Origin of the sequence: Sulfurimonas sp. HSL-1716, from assembly GCF_039645975.1 — a bacterium.
Taxonomy (GTDB): domain Bacteria; phylum Campylobacterota; class Campylobacteria; order Campylobacterales; family Sulfurimonadaceae; genus Hydrocurvibacter; species Hydrocurvibacter sulfurireducens.
In genome coordinates this window covers 24372-40679 of record NZ_CP147918.1, presented here as the reverse complement: position 1 = coordinate 40679, position 16308 = coordinate 24372, and the positions used below count along the sequence as shown (strand labels likewise).

At 41.5% G+C, this 16308-nt stretch carries 14 protein-coding genes; 8 read left to right on the top strand and 6 right to left on the bottom strand.

Features of this window, described 5'->3' with window-relative positions; translation table 11 throughout:
- Positions 1 to 26 precede the first annotated feature (26 nt).
- Positions 27 to 2294, top strand: a complete 2268-nt coding sequence (locus tag WCY03_RS00180) for a diguanylate cyclase (protein ID WP_345992991.1) — start codon at positions 27 to 29, stop codon at positions 2292 to 2294.
- Here the strand turns inward: WCY03_RS00180 and WCY03_RS00175 are convergent.
- The 3 genes from WCY03_RS00175 to WCY03_RS00165 all read right to left on the bottom strand — a co-directional run bounded on the left by WCY03_RS00175 (position 2275) and on the right by WCY03_RS00165 (position 6317).
- The gene (locus WCY03_RS00175) at positions 2275 to 2940 is read right to left on the bottom strand and encodes a DUF234 domain-containing protein (RefSeq protein WP_345992990.1); all 666 of its coding nucleotides are present in this window, start codon (positions 2938 to 2940) and stop codon (positions 2275 to 2277) included. The two genes, WCY03_RS00180 and WCY03_RS00175, sit on opposite strands and share 20 nt — an antisense overlap.
- Before the next feature lie 309 nt (positions 2941 to 3249).
- Entirely contained in the window at positions 3250 to 3462 is a 213-nt protein-coding gene (rpsU, locus tag WCY03_RS00170; RefSeq protein ID WP_345980027.1) for a 30S ribosomal protein S21, read from the bottom strand.
- Between the two features lie 71 nt (positions 3463 to 3533).
- A complete protein-coding gene (locus WCY03_RS00165; protein ID WP_345992989.1) occupies positions 3534 to 6317 on the bottom strand; it encodes a helicase-related protein in 2784 nt (927 codons plus the stop codon).
- A 203-nt stretch (positions 6318 to 6520) separates the two neighbouring features.
- Between WCY03_RS00165 and WCY03_RS00160 the strand changes: the two genes are divergently transcribed.
- Genes WCY03_RS00160 through WCY03_RS00150 form a run of 3 tightly spaced genes read left to right on the top strand, consistent with a single transcriptional unit; the run spans position 6521 to position 7965 of the window.
- Complete coding sequence (locus tag WCY03_RS00160; protein ID WP_345994091.1) at positions 6521 to 6835, top strand: hypothetical protein; 315 nt, start codon at positions 6521 to 6523, stop codon at positions 6833 to 6835.
- Positions 6825 to 7148, top strand: a complete 324-nt coding sequence (locus WCY03_RS00155; protein ID WP_345992988.1) for a DUF309 domain-containing protein — start codon at positions 6825 to 6827, stop codon at positions 7146 to 7148. Before WCY03_RS00160 ends, WCY03_RS00155 begins: the two co-directional genes overlap by 11 nt.
- Positions 7141 to 7965 carry a mechanosensitive ion channel domain-containing protein gene (locus tag WCY03_RS00150; RefSeq protein ID WP_345992987.1) on the top strand — a complete coding sequence of 275 codons (825 nt, stop codon included), beginning with the start codon at positions 7141 to 7143 and terminating at the stop codon, positions 7963 to 7965. The genes WCY03_RS00155 and WCY03_RS00150 overlap by 8 nt, the downstream gene beginning before the upstream one ends.
- On the opposite strand, the gene WCY03_RS00145 is transcribed toward WCY03_RS00150, so the two are convergent.
- Both WCY03_RS00145 and WCY03_RS00140 read right to left on the bottom strand, forming a co-directional pair.
- Positions 7962 to 9071: an MFS transporter gene (locus WCY03_RS00145; protein WP_345992986.1), complete on the bottom strand. Its 1110-nt coding sequence runs from the start codon at positions 9069 to 9071 to the stop codon at positions 7962 to 7964. The genes WCY03_RS00150 and WCY03_RS00145 overlap by 4 nt on opposite strands.
- Positions 9072 to 9075: 4 nt before the next feature.
- A complete protein-coding gene (locus WCY03_RS00140; protein WP_345992985.1) occupies positions 9076 to 9540 on the bottom strand; it encodes an RDD family protein in 465 nt (154 codons plus the stop codon).
- 70 nt (positions 9541 to 9610) lie between these two features.
- Here WCY03_RS00140 and WCY03_RS00135 point away from each other — a divergent pair, with 70 nt between their 5' ends.
- The 4 genes from WCY03_RS00135 to WCY03_RS00120 all read left to right on the top strand — a co-directional run bounded on the left by WCY03_RS00135 (position 9611) and on the right by WCY03_RS00120 (position 15758).
- Positions 9611 to 11473: a diguanylate cyclase gene (locus WCY03_RS00135; protein WP_345992984.1), complete on the top strand. Its 1863-nt coding sequence runs from the start codon at positions 9611 to 9613 to the stop codon at positions 11471 to 11473.
- Between the two features lie 209 nt (positions 11474 to 11682).
- A complete protein-coding gene (locus WCY03_RS00130) occupies positions 11683 to 13194 on the top strand; it encodes a DUF4080 domain-containing protein (RefSeq protein WP_345992983.1) in 1512 nt (503 codons plus the stop codon).
- A gap of 162 nt (positions 13195 to 13356) precedes the next feature.
- A complete protein-coding gene (locus WCY03_RS00125; RefSeq protein WP_345992982.1) occupies positions 13357 to 13842 on the top strand; it encodes a transglutaminase-like cysteine peptidase in 486 nt (161 codons plus the stop codon).
- Positions 13839 to 15758: a LapD/MoxY N-terminal periplasmic domain-containing protein gene (locus tag WCY03_RS00120; protein WP_345992981.1), complete on the top strand. Its 1920-nt coding sequence runs from the start codon at positions 13839 to 13841 to the stop codon at positions 15756 to 15758. The genes WCY03_RS00125 and WCY03_RS00120 overlap by 4 nt, the downstream gene beginning before the upstream one ends.
- On the opposite strand, the gene WCY03_RS00115 is transcribed toward WCY03_RS00120, so the two are convergent.
- A complete protein-coding gene (locus WCY03_RS00115; RefSeq protein WP_345992980.1) occupies positions 15755 to 16207 on the bottom strand; it encodes a hypothetical protein in 453 nt (150 codons plus the stop codon). The two genes, WCY03_RS00120 and WCY03_RS00115, sit on opposite strands and share 4 nt — an antisense overlap.
- Positions 16208 to 16308: the final 101 nt, after the last annotated feature.

Below are 16308 nucleotides of genomic sequence, written 5' to 3'. Positions count from 1 at the left end.
AATCTATCTTTTGATAAAATCCTGAAATGTTGAAAGTTATTATATTTTATATTTTATTGGTGTTTTCGTCTCTTTATGCGGATAATAAGCTGCAAAACGTAACGCTCCAGCTGCAATGGAAACATCAGTTCGAGTATGCCGGATTTTATGCTGCTGAGGAGAAGGGTTTTTACAAAGAGGTAGGTCTTGACGTAAGCTTTAAAGAGTTTAAAAACGGCATGCATCCGGTAGACGACGTTTTAGATACCAAAAACGCATACGGCATAACCTATTCCGATCTGATCGTAGATTATCTCGACGGAAAACCCGTAGTCTTCGTAGCAAATTTTTTTAAGCACTCGCCGCTTGTCCTTGTCGCTCAAAGCAACATAAAACTTCCCAGCGATCTTAAAGGCAAAAAGATCATGGGGATAGAAAACACCATAAAAAGTACGGCTTTTTTGATGATGTTCAAAGATTTCGGCATGAATCTTGGCAGCTTTACCAATGTACCTCCGAGCTTTAAGATCGACGACTTCGTAAATAAAAAGATCGACGCTATGGTCGTTTTTTCCACAAATGAACTTTTTTATCTTGACAAAGCCTGCGTAAAGTACAATGTCTTTAATCCCTCGAGCTACGGAACCGAGTTTTACGACGTCAATCTTTTCACGTCAAGAGACGAGCTCATAAACCATCCAAGAAGAGTAGAAAATTTCAAAAATGCAAGCATAAGAGGATGGCAGTATGCATTGACGCATAAAGAGGAGATCATAGACCTCATCTTGAAAAAATATAATACGCAGCACAAATCCCGTGCAGCGTTGGAGTTCGAAGCCAATCAGATCCAGCATGCCGTTCTTCCTTCCATCTTTCCCATAGGAAGTATAGACCCCGTGCGGGTAAGGATGATGGCCGAAGATTTCAAAGAGATGGGTCTTGTATCGACGGAAACCGCGTTGGATTTTAGCAACTTTATCTATGAAGACAAACATTATGCAAGCGACCTTACAAAGGAGGAGAAAAGCTTTCTTATCTCAAAAGGACCTATCAAGATGTGCGCCGACCCCGACTGGATGCCTTTTGAAGGGATCAAAGACGGCAGACACATAGGTATAGCGGCCGACTTTTTCAATCTCATCAGAAAAAAATCCGACATCAAGATAGAACTTTATCCTACAAAAACATGGCAGCAAAGCGTCAATGCCGCAAAAACGAGAAAGTGCGACATCTTCTCTCTCGCATCTTCGACACCCAGCCGTTTAAAATACATGCAGTTTACCGATCCGTACATAAAGCTGCCTCTTGTTCTCGCTACAAAAATGGATAAACCCTACACATACAATTTTTATGCACTCAAAGACAAAAAGATCGGCGTCGTAGGAGGTTATGCTATCGGTGAGATACTTCGCCGCAAATACCCCAATATGGATATCGTAGACGTAAAAAATATTCACGATGGATTGAAAAAAGTCGAGAGAGGCGAACTCTACGGATATGTCGACAATCTGATGGTACTGGCATATACAATCCAGCATGAATTTACCGGGCTTTTAAAAATATCCTCAAGAGTAAACGAGAATGTCGCCCTTGCGATAGGTACAAGAAACGACGAACCGCTTCTTCATACGATATTTGAAAAACTGGTCCATACGGTTTCGGAAAAAGAGAAACAGGAGATCTACAACCAATGGGTCTCTGTAGAGGAAACAAAAGAGATGAACTACGGTTTCATAATCAAACTGCTTTCTGTCATATTGATCATATCTCTGGCGTTTTTATACCACTACTTCAGACTAAAAAAATACAGTGCCGAGTTAAAACGATTATCTGTCACAGATTCTTTGACGGGCATTTATAATAGGATGAAGACGGACGATATCTTGCAATACCAATACGACCTTTTCTCAAGATATAAAACACCGTGCGGAGTCATTATGCTTGATATCGACCATTTTAAAGAGGTAAACGATACGTACGGCCATCAAACGGGAGATTACGTGCTCCAGCAGTTCGCTCAAATATTGAAAAACAGTATCAGATCCACCGACATAGCAGGCCGCTGGGGCGGAGAAGAGTTTTTGATCATCTGTCCCAACACGAACATAGAACAGGTGGAAAATGTCGCGAACAACATAAAAGACAAAATAGCCGCTTACCATTTCGCAAACAATGTAAAGCATCTGACGGCGAGTTTCGGCGTCAGCTGTTTTGGTGACCGAAAAAATATAGACGATGTGATAAAAGCTGCCGATTCTGCCTTGTATACATCAAAAGAAAAAGGCAGAAATCAGGTTACAAAAGCAGAGATTTAAAATTTTTAAGAGTAAAAAGTCTGACATTCTCGCTCTTTAAAGATTTCAGTTCGTTTGAAAAACCTCTTTTTGCGACGATAACGAAAACATCCGCTTTGAGTCTTGCTCTTTTTGAAAGCTCCTGAAGCTTTGCTATCTCGCTCTTTTTGAGCTTTGCATTCGTGTATCTGCATGAACCGACGATCACTTTTTTAGATACCGTTTTTGCAAAAAGATCGATCTCCGTTTCTCTGTCCCAATAGGATGCTATCTCGGTTATCGCATCATCGGCGAAACTTTTTTTGACGACTTCAAAAGAAAGCTCTTTGAACACCGCCTCGCGCAGCTCGGCTATCTTATTCTCATATCTTTGGTTGAACTCGTCATAATTACCCTCTTTGATCCCTTTGAATATCGGTGCGACAAAGGCAAACCAAAACCTCAAAAAAGGGGTCGTGAAAAGAAGCTTGTCGCTTATCCTCTCGTCATTCACCCAGCTTGTGAACTGTTTTCTTGATCTGAGCAGTCTGACAATGCGGGTATCCATCAGCTTTTTAGCAATCTCACCGGCGTTCTCATCGGATATCCTGGCTCTTTTAAATGCGGAATGAATACGTCCATCCCCCATAGCCAGACCCGTAAGCACTGCACTGTACTCCACGTCCACAAGATGAGAGACCTGCTTATGAAGGAAATTATAGTTTGTAAGGATATGTTCTACAATAAGTTCATACAGAGGTTTTTTGATATCTATCTTGATATCCGCTCCGCCAAAAACAGTGAAATATTCCAGTGCTGCTTCAAGGTCGTCGAACTTGTTTTTTGTATAAAATGAGCGAAACTGTTCGGATAATGGATTGTTAATTGAAAAAATGGTCTAGCCTTTTTTATAGGTGTCGTTAAAATTATATCAGATTAAACGGTTGGCAGAAGGAGAGTTTACAGAGGTGAGCAAAAAGCCCCGAAGGGCTAATTACTACAGGCGTGATTCATAACGTCTCATCATATAAAGACGTTTTAGCATTTTCTTACGAGCGCTAATTTTGTCTTTCTTACGCTTTTCGGTCTCTGTTTCATGGAAACGGCGAGCACGAGCTTCAGTAACAATCAGATTTCTATCTGTTTGTTTCTTGAAACGGCGGTAAGCTGCATCAAAATTATCGTCATGACGTAATACGATACCAGGCATTCACATCACCCACTTTCTTTAAAATTTTTGAACGCGAATTGTAGCATAATAATCGCAAAAATACCAGTCCCTCATCTTTTACTGCTTTTATGCTTATAGTTCTTTCTAAAACAGCTCTGACAAATGCCGTAATTGGAGTTGAGCGGAAGCGGCTTCGTACAGAGTTTACATCTTGGAACGAAATGGCTGTTTTTAAGCGAGTTTTCTATATATCTGTTTAAAACACCCCTGAAATGCCTTGCATTGTCCGCATCTACGAAGAAATCTTCAAATCTGTAACTGAGCCACAGATACAGCGTGATCTCTTTGACCCGATCCTCTATCTCAAGCAGCTCGTCCATCGTGCTTGCAAACTCGCTTTTGAGTTCCGGCGGAAGGTAATAGATAGGCTCACGCTGTTCGAGTTTGTGGACGTAGCGCTCAAAAGACGCCATGATGTAGGGTGATTTTAAAGTTAGCGGAGCGGAAGCCAGATGATACTTCTCGGCGATATCGAGATTGTAGCCGTCGACTATCTTCGCGGCTTCAAGCATTGTTTCTATGTTTTCAGCGGTAAAGGGTCCGTCAAACTTCATGTTCTCTACAAAGAACTCCAATATCTTTGCCAGCGAATTTTCTTCCAAAATGGAGCCTACCAGCCTGATATGATCGAGATTTGCCATCACTTTAAAAGGAATATCCACCTCTTTGGCGGGTTTTGACATATTTTTTTCTATCACATGCAAAGCGTCGTTTTTAAGCGCACCGACATACCCTATTTCGTTTAGTCCGTATCTTCCCGCACGCCCCGCAATCTGATGCACTTCCGAAGGGGTAAGAAACCTGTCTTTTTCTCCGTCGAATTTCACAACCTTTGAAAAAAGTATGGTCTTGATGGGAAGGTTCATCCCCATCGCTATCGCATCGGTAGCTATTAAAATATCGGTCTCTTTTTCACGGAATCTTCTAGCTTCTTCGCGTCTTACTTCCGGCGAAAGGTTTCCGTAAACAACACTTACTTTGAAGTTGCGTGAGAAGTTCTGCTTCAAACGCAGAACATCCTTTCTTGAAAATGCGATGATGGCCGTCGCAGGTCTGACATCAGCGATAGCGGTTGCCGTTGTGAGCAGCTTGAGAGGGTTTTTTCTCTCGAATTCGACGATGGTGAGTTTTTCTCCCAGATACTTGGCAAGCTCGATTATCGCTTCTTTGGCGTTGACCGAACCCGTCATGATGATCTTTTTTGCCGGTGCCCCGATGATGGCGTTTGCCCACGCCCAGCCGCGGTCGCGGTCGTCTATCATCTGTACTTCGTCGATGACGCACACATCTACGTCGACATCGAAGTTAAGCATCTCTATGGTCGAACTGATATGTGTCGCTTCTTCATTTATGAGCTGTTCCTCTCCCGTAATAAGCGAAGCATCCACACCGCTTGCGTTCAAGTCCTCATACCCTTCCAGCGCCAAGAGTCTTAAAGGTGCAAGATAATAACCCGTATCCGCATTTTTTAAGACTTTCAAAGCCTCGTAGGTCTTTCCGCTGTTAGTCGGTCCGATATGCAGTATCAGCTCTCTTTTCATGGAGCGTGCAAGCGGAAAAAGATTTTTAAAATCTCTTATCGTACGTGCAAGAAGCATCTGGCGCTGTCTTTTTAAAAGCTGTTCCTGGATAGATTTGTTAAAAGCGTAAATGATCTTTCTCTGCGTCTTTGGAGAGATGGACAGAGTGTTGTCCAGGTATATGAACAGATGTTCATATACCATCTCCAAAAGCTCTGCTCTTGGCAGCAGCAGCAGGGTTGAGGCTTTTTGGCACTCCTCTACAAGCAGGTTAAACTCGGACCTGAAATCCTCTTCCTGTTCAGTTCTGGCTTTTTTAATCAATCTGTCGAGAGAGAACTTTTCACCCCTCCAGATGTTCTTTAGTATCTTTTGAAGTTCTATGGTCGTATGCACTTCATAATCGATACTTTTGTCAAGCTCGTTAAAGACGAACTTGGCATCCGTGATCAAAACGACATCCGCTTCGCTTACATAAAGATCGCTTACATCCGCATTGGCTTTTAAAACGGCTTTTAAAACATTTTTGTTCAGAGGAGGAAGCTTCAGATCAGCCGTAGGGTTTGCAGTTTTTAAAGCATTTAGTATCTGTTCGTCGCTTAAGTAAGGGTGCGGCTGCTTAAGATTCTTGACAAACTCGTCCACATCCTTCTGTTTTTTATCGGCAGTTCTTTGTTTTAAAGAGGATATCTTTTTGATCAAAGACTCCTCATCCTTTTGCATCAGCTCGTCAATATCTATCATAGCTGTTTTTAAGACCGTTATCTTTTTAAAGCTCTGCTCTTTGAAGGTAATGGCTACAGAAGCGTTGAACTCCAGCCTGTCCTCAAGATCAAACGTCCCCTCAAGCGCTTTTTGCAGTCTCTGTTTTTTCTTCTCAAATCGCAGGTGCTGAAGCTTGGACTCTATTTTTGCATAGCTTATCTTTTTTGTCCTGACATCCAAAAATATCCCGAAAAGTTCCACTCTCTCTTCCGGAGTGATGTCTTTGAACTCTTCTAAAAGAGACTCTATCTTCTCCTCTTTTTCCATGCTCGGCTCTGCTGGGGCAAGCGGAGGATAGAGGATCTTGTCCTCAATAAAAAAATGCAGTATATCCTCGCGCACCGTCATATCGCCTGTAGACCAAAGCTGGCGAAGCGCGCGAAGAAGCTCTTTTTTTGTAAATTCTACGTCATACAGACCTATTGTGTGAGCAAGCTCGATGAGAGTCTTCTCTCCTACCCGCTCTATACCGACATCAAATGGATCACCGCCAAAAAAGTTTCGTATTTTTATATTTATCTTCGTCGATTTTTTATTTTTCTTTGCCATACGAAATTGTATCCTATTACAGACATCTTAGATGCCTCTATAAAGTATAAATATTATACTATATCCTGTAGGCAAATCGAGGCTGAAAACAATAAATACGCAATATAATAAAGCGTAACAAGTGAAAAACTAGGTTTTACTCTTAAAGAGGGAGTAAATCTAATAATATATAATTTCTAAAAAAGTAAAATATGGGAGAGAATATGGATTTTCCTGATGAATGGACGCAAAAGGAATACCTTGCAAACAAACAAAAACTCGAAAAAGAGGGTATAAAAGTTCTGCTAATAGACACCATACTCTCCTCCATAGAAAAAGCCGACAGTGTCGTCTACAACCCTTACGAACTCAAAAAAGAACCAAAAGGAAGCGTCTTCGTCTTTTACTGCGATACGGGAAAATCGACCCTTGACAGACTGCCGGAGTTCAGAAAAAAATTCCCCGATCATATCTGCATCTCTTTAAAGGGAGGAAGAGGCTATTGGAGGAAAAACTTGACGGCGGCAGATGAACGCTAAGTATCTCGACGAGTTCTTGAAATGTCTTGAGGAAAAGCGTTTTTACGATGCTCACGATGCGCTTGAAGCGCTCTGGTTTCCGCACCGTTTCGAAAAAAATAACGAGATCGCCCTTCTAAAAGGCTATATCAACGCGGCGGTAAGCTTTGAACTCATAAAGCGCGGAAGAAAAGATTCAGCTCAAAAGGTTTACAATAATTACCTGAAATATAAAGATTTACGCCCGCAGATAGACTCCGTATATTCGCATAAATATGCAGAGATAGAAAAAAAGATAGAAAAGCTAAAACAAGAGGTGTCATCAGATGTTTAATTCACATGATTATACGAAATATATAGATATGGCCGTAAACTACGTCAGCGAATACAGTTTCAAAGTCTTCGGTGCACTGGCGATCTTCATCATCGGACGATGGGCTGCGCACAAGATAACGGCCGTATCAAAAAAGCTGATGATAAAATCAAAGCTCGACAAGACCCTGGTTGAGTTCAGCGAGAGCATCGTCTACTTCATCCTTTTGCTCGCCGTCATCATGGCAGCGCTCAATACACTGGGCGTGGCGACGACATCCATCGTAGCGGTTTTCGGTGCCGTGGGTCTGGCCGTAGGTCTTGCTTTAAAAGATTCACTTTCAAACATCGGTGCAGCGGTGCTTATCATGATGTTTCGCCCCTTTAAGATCGGGGATGTCATAGATGCAGGCGGAGCACACGGAACGGTAGAGGATATCAACCTCTTCTCCACGACCATCAGTCCCGTCGATAACAGAACGATAATCGTCCCCAACTCCAGAATAATAGCCGCAAACATAACGAACTTTTCTAAAAAAGAGCAGCGCAGGATAGACCATATCATAGGTATCGGATACGATGCCGACCTCAAGCTCGCAAAAAGCGTCCTTTTGGAGATCTTGGGAAACAACGAACGGATACTCAAAGAGCCGGCTCCCTTTGTCGGTGTGAGCGAACTGGGAGAAAGCAGTGTAAACTTCACGGTTCGTGCCTGGGTGAAAACGGATGATTTCGGAGAGGTTAATTTTGCTCTTTTAGAGGAGATAAAGCTGACGTTTGACGAAAAAGGGATCACCATCCCTTATCCGCAGATGGACATCCATATAAATAACGACTAGCTTGCATATGCTGTTTTTTTTGCTTCATGCCTTACAAATAAAAATGCGGTAAACGCTACAAACGCAGAACTCAAAAACAGGTACGTGCTGAAATACTCATATACGTACCCGCTGTAAAGTGCACCCGTAAATCCGCCGAGTCCGTACGTTATGCCCAAAAAAAACTGCTGTGCGAGCTTTCTTTTTTTATAAAGCGTGAACAGATAGCTGATCGCCGCCGAATGAAAAAGCGCAAAAGAGAGGGCATGGATGGACTGTGTAAAAAACGATACTGCAAGGCTCTGCGGGAACAAAAACAGAAGCAGCCACCTTAGAGCGGTCATAAAAGTCGTGAACTGAAGGATACCGAGCAGGTTTTTTTGCAAAAGACGGCCCTGAAAAAAGAGCATGAACACCTCCATGACTACGCCGAAGCTCCATAGATAAATAGTCATGTCCATACCGATGCCGTGATCCGTTTCATAGATAGTAAAGAAGTTGTAAAAAGGACCGAAGCTCACCTGCATCAGCGTTAGTCCCGCCCACAAGCTCCAATGGGAAAAGATATTTATGTTCCCGCTTTGCGAAGTATCGGTATCTTCACTCTCTCCCGATTCGTTTTTTGCCACCAGATACCCGAATATTGCCGTCATTACACTCATAAAGATGAGATAAAATACGGCGATATCCACACCGCTGAGGTATTTCACAAGGACGAGCGCCACGACGATAAAACCGATGGAACCAAAAAGCCTCACCTTTCCGTAACGCTCTTTTGTTATGACGCTGAGCGCTATCACCTCCACATAAGGCAGAAGAAGACTCAGCCCGATCCCAAAAAGAATGTTTGTAAATACCAGTGCATAAAAATTATGAAGAGCCGCATAAAAGAGTACGGATGAAACGACTATGATCAAAAGAGCGGAGTTAAACGCTTTTTTGTTGAGCTTCATCCCTTTAATGAAAGCAAAAGGCACCAAAAAGCGCACAAGCGGAGCGGTTGCGAAAACTATACCTATCTCGACACCGCTGTATCCGAGCATGGAGAGGACTTTGGGCAAAAAGATGACATAGATGCCGACAATAGCGAAGTAAAAAAAATAAAAAGCTGAAATCAGAATCTGCATAAAATCAAGAGCGGTTCTCTACCTCGACCGTAGAGCTTAAAATATCATGCAAAGCACGCTTGTCTTTTCTGTAAAAAGGAAGCAGCAGACCCAAAAGGGTCGTGGCGGTAAACAAAAAGGCCGCAAAACGCCAAAATGCTCGCAAAAACGAGATATTGTGCAGGGTTTTTGCATCTACGACTTTCATATCGTAAGCTTTTTTACCCGGAGTCTGACCCGTTCTTGCGATAAATACCGCATAGATGATCCCGTACAGGGTCACCCCGCTGAACTGCGCAAGCGCAGAGGCTTGAAACGCCTCTTTTCCGTTTAGAACGACGTAAGTGATGATATAGAGTATAGGTGTATATATCATGAACAGATCGGTTATGAAACCTTTTATCTTATCGGTATACTTCGGGTAAACGACGCGCTGTTTTGCGTCAAAACTCTTATTGATCTTTTTTTGTTTTAATTTTCGCCATCTCATGGCGTAATTATAGCCTACTTTATTTTCATATCGATATTAATGTTATAATACATATAAGAGGGGTTTACTTATGAAAAATAAAAACTTTAAACTGGTATTTACTCTGTATTTCATTATTTTCGGTGTTTTCATAACAGCTCTAAGTACTCTCATCAGCTACAACGTACATATGGTCAATATACAAGACGTCATAGAGCGTTATGCGCAAGAGATCTCCTACAGCAAAATCAACGACTACCTCAAACCAAATATCGACAAAATGAACTTCCTCGCAGAAGCCCTAGCCAACGATAAGACGCTTATAAACTACGTAAAAACCAAAGACCCGAAAAAACTGGCCGAACTGAACAATCTCTTCTTGACCGTTGCCAACTCGGAAAAAAATATCATGCAGGTCAGATATATAGATGCAAAAGGAAAAGAGATGATCCGCGTCGATAGGGACAACATGCAAAGCTTTCCCCATATAATCCCCCGGGCAAAACTACAGGATAAAAGTCTGCGCGATTATTTTATAGCCATAAAACAGATGAACAAACAGAAGATCTGGCACTCCGACATCGACTTAAACATAGAAAACGGTAAGATAGAAGTTCCCTACAGACCTACCTTCAGGATCGCCGTTCCTCTTTTTGAGGATAATAAATTTGCCGGAACCGTTATCTTAAACATGCTCGTCCACCAGATGTTCTCCGCTATTCAGAGTTCGCCTATCTTCAATATCTACATCATCGACAAAGACGGCAATTATATCGTTCATCCCGATGAAAAATATTCATGGAACAAATATACCGAAGTCAAAAGAAAACTGTACGAAGATTTTCCAAAAAGTGCTTCAAACATCCTCTCCGGCGGCATAAAAGGAAAAAACTTTTTTGCGTATAAACTGAACCAGATTTTGCAAAACGACGATGGAGCCGTCTTGCTGCTGCAGCCGAAAAAAGAGATAGAAAGATCTCTAAAAAATGAAAATCTGCTCACATCGGCCATCGTGGCTCTGCTGAGCGTTCTTTTAAGTATTCCTCTTGCCATGTATGCGGCAAGGGCACCTTCGAAACTTCAAAAAACACTTCAAGACACCAACCTCGATCTGCAGCGTTTTGCACAAATCATCGACAAATACGTCATCACGGCGACCACTAATCTAAACGGTTTCATCACGGATGTCAGCAGCGCTTTTTCCAAAACGAGCGGTTACTCCAAAAAAGAGCTCCTCAACCAAAACATGAATATCATAAAAGACGAGGATACCCCAAGAAGCGTATATAAAGATATCTGGGACACCATCTTAAGCGGCCGCCAATGGAACGGAGAGATCAAGAACAAAACAAAAAACGGCGAAAGCTACTGGCTGGAGCAGACAATCTTCCCCATCAAAACCATAGATGACAAGACAATCTCCTTTATGTCGGTAGGCACAGAAATCACGGCTAAAAAAAGACTGGAGGTCATCTCTACGATCGACAAACTGACCAACGTCTTTAACAGACGCAGAATCGACGAACTTTTAAGTCTGGAAATAGAAAAAGCGCGAAGATACGGCGAAGTATTCTCTCTTGTTCTCATAGATATCGATCACTTTAAAAAAGTCAACGACACCTTCGGTCATCATACGGGTGACGAAGTTTTAAAAGGTGTGGCCGCTATTTTGCAAAACAATATCCGAAAACTCGATTTTCTGGGAAGATACGGAGGAGAAGAGTTTATGATAATCTGTCCGGAAACCGGTAAAGACGGTACTATGAGCCTCGCTGAGGATATCAGAAGAAAAATAGACGAGCATGCCTTTGCCACGGTCGATCATGTGACGATAAGTATGGGCGTTACAACCTACCGAGACAAAGAGGATGATGAGGCTTCGCTCTTTAAAAAATGTGATGCCGCTCTTTATCTGGCAAAAAACGAAGGAAGGAACAGAGTTGTTCACAAATAATTTTTATATAACATTTACAAACCGTTAACTTAATCATCTTATACTTTTAAATCTCAAATATGTTCTCCCCTTAACATTTTTGAAGATTTTCATTTTATACACTCCTTAAAAATTTAAAGTGTGGCTAAGCCGATTTACCCCCTTTACTTCGCTTAGCCCCTTTTTATCAAACTCCTCTCAGTTACATCCAAATTTGATATAATCCCGATATGAATATAATTTTAACTACTTTGAACTCGCGTTTTACACATTCATCACTCGGACTCAGATATATTTGTGCAAATATGCAGGAACTTGCAAAAAAAACGAAGATCCTTGAGTTCAGTATCAATGACGCCATTCAGAGTATTGCTGAAAAGATACTCGACGAAACTCCCTTTATCGTAGGCATAGGCGTATATATCTGGAATGCCGGCGAAGTAAAAGAACTCATAGAAATTATAAAAAAGGTTGCTCCAAAAACCGTCATCATCCTAGGCGGCCCAGAAGTAAGCCATGAGCCTTTTCGCGTCGATTACACCAAAGCAGATTTTATCATCCAAGGCGAGGGCGACACCGCATTTTACAGGCTTGCAAAAAAGATAGTTTCGGGTGAAAAAACGGATGAGCGCATTATAAAACCCGTTATGGAAAACCTCAAAAAATTAGCGCTGCCTTATCGACTCTATACTGATGACGATATTAAAAACCGCTACATCTATGTCGAAGCTTCGCGCGGATGCCCCTTTATGTGCGAGTTTTGTCTCTCTTCGATAGATAAAAAGATACGCAACTTCGATCTGGACATACTTATAGAGGAGTTTGAGGAACTGTGGCGAAGAGGAGCGAGAAACTTCAAGTTCGTGGACAGGACGTTTAACATAAATATACATCTTGCAAACAGGATACTCGATTTCTTTTTGAGCAGGGATGAAAAATTCTTTGCACATTTTGAAGTCATCCCCGATCATTTTCCCGATTCCATAAAAGAGAAGATCTCTCTTTTTGGTCCTGGAGCTTTGCAGCTTGAGATCGGCATTCAAACACTCAACGGCGAGATCGCAGACAACATCAGCAGACCTATGAACTTTGAGAAAATAAAAGAGAATATCGAGTTCTTGGAAAAAGAGACAAATGCACATATCCATCTGGACCTCATTGTAGGGCTTCCCGGCGAAGATCTGAAGAGTTTTGGCAAAAACCTCGATACACTGGTAAAAATGAGCAGCTGCGAGATCCAGATAGGCATTCTAAAAAAACTCTCCGGCACGACCATATCACGCCATGACAAAATTTTTGAAATGGTTTACTCAAACACCCCGCCTTACGATATTTTAAAAAATGCACAACTCAGCTTCAAAGATATACAAAACATGAAAAGATTCTCAAGATTTTGGGATATCTACTATAACAGCGGAAACTTTAAAGACTCCATGCAGTTATTAAAAACGGACGATGCCGTTTATGAGAATTTTTATGATTTTAGCTTGTGGATATATGAACAGACCTCATCCACATATAAAATATCGCTGGACAGACAGGCATCACTCCTTTTTATATATCTTACTGAAAAGAAAAATCTGAACAAAGACACTGTCGCGCAAGCTATGATAAACGATCTTCTGAAAATAAAGGGGAGAATGCTCCCTGAATATCTCAGAGGGTTTTACAAAGAGGAAAAAAACGAGCCCAAAGAGAAGGCGGCGGCATTCAACAAACGTCAGGCAAAGCATCATCATTAGAGCATAAGATTATATGATATAATCTTCCCTATGTTTTTTAAGCACATATTAGTCTTATTACTGCCATTTACATTTGCGGGGGCGGAGGCGTACGTATCGCCATCCCTCATCAAAAATGTAGAGAAAAAGTATAATAAATTTGCCCGGAACAGATTTATCTATATGCAAGAAAGACTGGATGAATTAAAAAATAAGAGCATAATAATCAAGCTAAACACCATAAACACTTTTTTTAACCAAGTCAAGTATGAATCGGATATGAAAAACTATCATATGTCTGACTACTGGGCTACACCTTGGGAGTTTTTAGCTCGGGATGCGGGAGATTGCGAAGATTACGTCATCGCAAAATATTTTGCGCTCAAATATCTCGGCATCGATCCCAAAAAGATGTATTTTACATATGTAAAATCCACCCAGTTCAAAGAAGCACATATGGTATTGACATATTTTGAAACACCCGCTTCAGAACCGCTTATTTTAGATAATAACAACCGCTTTGTACTTCCGGCAAGCAAACGCCCTGACCTTATACCTATCTATAACTTCAACGGCGACGTGCTATCGAAAAAAGCGAAAAAAGCCCATCAAAAAACCACACAAAAGTGGGATGATCTGGTTCAAAACACAAAAAAAGGAAAAATATGACGCTTTATAAACAGCTATCTTTTTTGGTCACTCTTTTACTGATAAGCATATTTATCATCGTATTGGGAGTAAATTTTAAAAACTCCATAGATTCCGTGCAGGAACAGCTCTATAGCGATGCAAAAAACACCGCTACATCTTTGAGCCTTTCTCTTGCAAGCGCAAACGGAAATATCTCCATGATGTCTACGATGATAAACGCGAACTTTGACAACGGAGCTTATCAGGAGATCACCCTTGTGGATATGCAGGGAGAACTGCTTTACGAACGCCATAGCGAAAACAGCTCGATAGACGTCCCCAAATGGTTTATGAACCTTGTTCCCATCAAGGCTCCGGTCGCTTCGGCAAATGTATCGGCAGGATGGAATCCTATAGGCATTTTGAACGTCCAAAGTTCTACTTCTGCGGCATATACGCAGCTATATAAGATCCTCTACTCATTGACCATCTCCTTTTCTATAACGTTCATCATCTCCATCGCGTTTCTTTATCTGCTGCTGAGCATACTTTTAAAACCGCTTCAAAATATCCGTTTTCAGGCCGAAGCTATCTCGAACAACAGATTTATCATTCAGGAGAAACTGCCGTATACTCTGGATTTCCGCGAGGTGGTAAAGGCCATGAACATAATGGTACAGAAGGTCGAAGAGATATTTAACAAAGCCAATGAAGCTCTCCGCCGCCAATCGGAACTGATGTACAAAGATGAAGCCACAGGTCTTTACAACAGAAAATATCTGATAAACAAACTGCCCGAATATTTAAAGATAGACGCAGGAGTGCCCAGCGGAATCTGCATCATGCTGGCGATAGAAGGCGCACAAGAGGCAAACCGTCTTGTAGGCCGTCAAAAAGTCGATAAACTGTATGGAGATATCGCAAGAATGCTCAAGCAGCATTCAAAGGATTTTAAAAACTCCATAGTCGTACGTATGAACGGTACGGAATTTTTTATTCTTCTTCCTTCCTGCAGTGAAGAGAACGGCATCTCTTTGGCCCACTATATGAGTCATGCCAGCGATATCCTGCTTAGCAAGGAGCTGGACAGAAAAGTGACTTACATCACGTTTGGTGTCTATGAGTATCATCATAAACAATCGGTTTCACATCTGCTTGGAGCATCCGATTACGCACTTTCTCAGGCGAAACTGGTAGATAAGACCCATGTTTATTTTCATAAGGCCGAAACGACCCATGAGATCATGGGCAAAGAGGAGTGGCGCAAAACTCTGGATTTTGCCATCGAACACAATACGATATATTTTGATACCTATAAGGTTATAGATACCGTAACGAAAAAGATCATACATAACGTACTGAGCATCTCCGTCATAGGGTACGACGCGCAAAAATATCCTTACGGCAAATTCATAGCACCGGCGATCACGCTTGGACTTGATATCGAAATATACAAAAAAGCCGTCTTGAAAATATTCAAAGAACCGAATGCTAAACTTAAAGGTTCGACCTGTTCGCTCAGACTTTCCAGTCAATATCTCGACGATCCGATGACGTTTGCCGAATTAAAGCATATCCTAAACAGATATGCCAAAAACCTGCCGTTTAAACTGATCATCGAGCTTCCCGACAAGGTTTTAAGAAGTGCTTCTGAGAATCTGCAGCTCTATAAGGACCTTTTCGAACTGCACGATATACAAATCGGTATATTTGAGTTTATAGGGGAATCGGAAGATTATACATACCTAAAAGAGTTACGTCCCTCATATATAAAAGCGGAGGCCGACTATTTCCTTGGCCTGACGAGCCAAGATCTGTCCTCGCTTCAGGTCATAACAGATTCTATCGGTACGGATCTCATAGCCACGGGCGTCATAGCTCCCGAGTCTTTGGAGAAACTGCAAAATATAAACATACACAAAGTTCAAGGACACATAACGGAGATGCTCGATTAGGCACCTCTGGAGTTCAACCCTTTTGTGATGGCATCGTTGATCTCTTTTAGATAATCGGGATTCATAGCCGAAAGTTCTTTATCAAATTTTACGATCATCTTTGAAGTCGCATTCTTATGCCTGCATATCGTAAAAAGAATATCCATATATTTGTTAAAGTCGGGATGAGCGCGGACACCGAGTCTTGGATGTATGTTCCCATGATGCTGTATGATAAGGTCAAGCGCTTCTTCCAGTTGTTTCGTAGTGCTTCTCTTATTTTTAATGATCCTTCTTAAGGATTCAAAATCGCGCTGTTTATTTATCTCTTCTTCGGGTACGACATCCGAAGATGTTTTTTGTATTATTGTTTTACTTACCTCCGTGCTTGGCGCCACTATTAAAAATACCAGAACGATCAAAACGATCAAAAGTCCCAAAACAGCCATAATGAGGTTTAATGTAATCATACGGTTATTGTAACAAATTTTTTCATATTTCAGCTTGATTTGTTAGTTGTATTTATAAGTAATATAAGTGATAGGAAAAATAGGCGACACCTATCACTTAA

Bases quoted from the DNA above. Each gene is read 5' to 3' on its own strand.
- WCY03_RS00180 (WP_345992991.1), top strand. From the start codon at position 27: ATGTTGAAAGTTATTATATTTTATATTTTATTGGTGTTTTCGTCTCTT.
- rpsU (WP_345980027.1), bottom strand. From the start codon at position 3,462: ATGCCTGGTATCGTATTACGTCATGACGATAATTTTGATGCAGCTTAC.
- WCY03_RS00165 (WP_345992989.1), bottom strand. From the start codon at position 6,317: ATGGCAAAGAAAAATAAAAAATCGACGAAGATAAATATAAAAATACGA.
- WCY03_RS00160 (WP_345994091.1), top strand. From the start codon at position 6,521: ATGGATTTTCCTGATGAATGGACGCAAAAGGAATACCTTGCAAACAAA.
- WCY03_RS00155 (WP_345992988.1), top strand. From the start codon at position 6,825: ATGAACGCTAAGTATCTCGACGAGTTCTTGAAATGTCTTGAGGAAAAG.
- WCY03_RS00150 (WP_345992987.1), top strand. From the start codon at position 7,141: ATGTTTAATTCACATGATTATACGAAATATATAGATATGGCCGTAAAC.
- WCY03_RS00145 (WP_345992986.1), bottom strand. From the start codon at position 9,071: ATGCAGATTCTGATTTCAGCTTTTTATTTTTTTTACTTCGCTATTGTC.
- WCY03_RS00140 (WP_345992985.1), bottom strand. From the start codon at position 9,540: ATGAGATGGCGAAAATTAAAACAAAAAAAGATCAATAAGAGTTTTGAC.
- WCY03_RS00135 (WP_345992984.1), top strand. From the start codon at position 9,611: ATGAAAAATAAAAACTTTAAACTGGTATTTACTCTGTATTTCATTATT.
- WCY03_RS00130 (WP_345992983.1), top strand. From the start codon at position 11,683: ATGAATATAATTTTAACTACTTTGAACTCGCGTTTTACACATTCATCA.
- WCY03_RS00125 (WP_345992982.1), top strand. From the start codon at position 13,357: ATGCAAGAAAGACTGGATGAATTAAAAAATAAGAGCATAATAATCAAG.
- WCY03_RS00120 (WP_345992981.1), top strand. From the start codon at position 13,839: ATGACGCTTTATAAACAGCTATCTTTTTTGGTCACTCTTTTACTGATA.
- WCY03_RS00115 (WP_345992980.1), bottom strand. From the start codon at position 16,207: ATGATTACATTAAACCTCATTATGGCTGTTTTGGGACTTTTGATCGTT.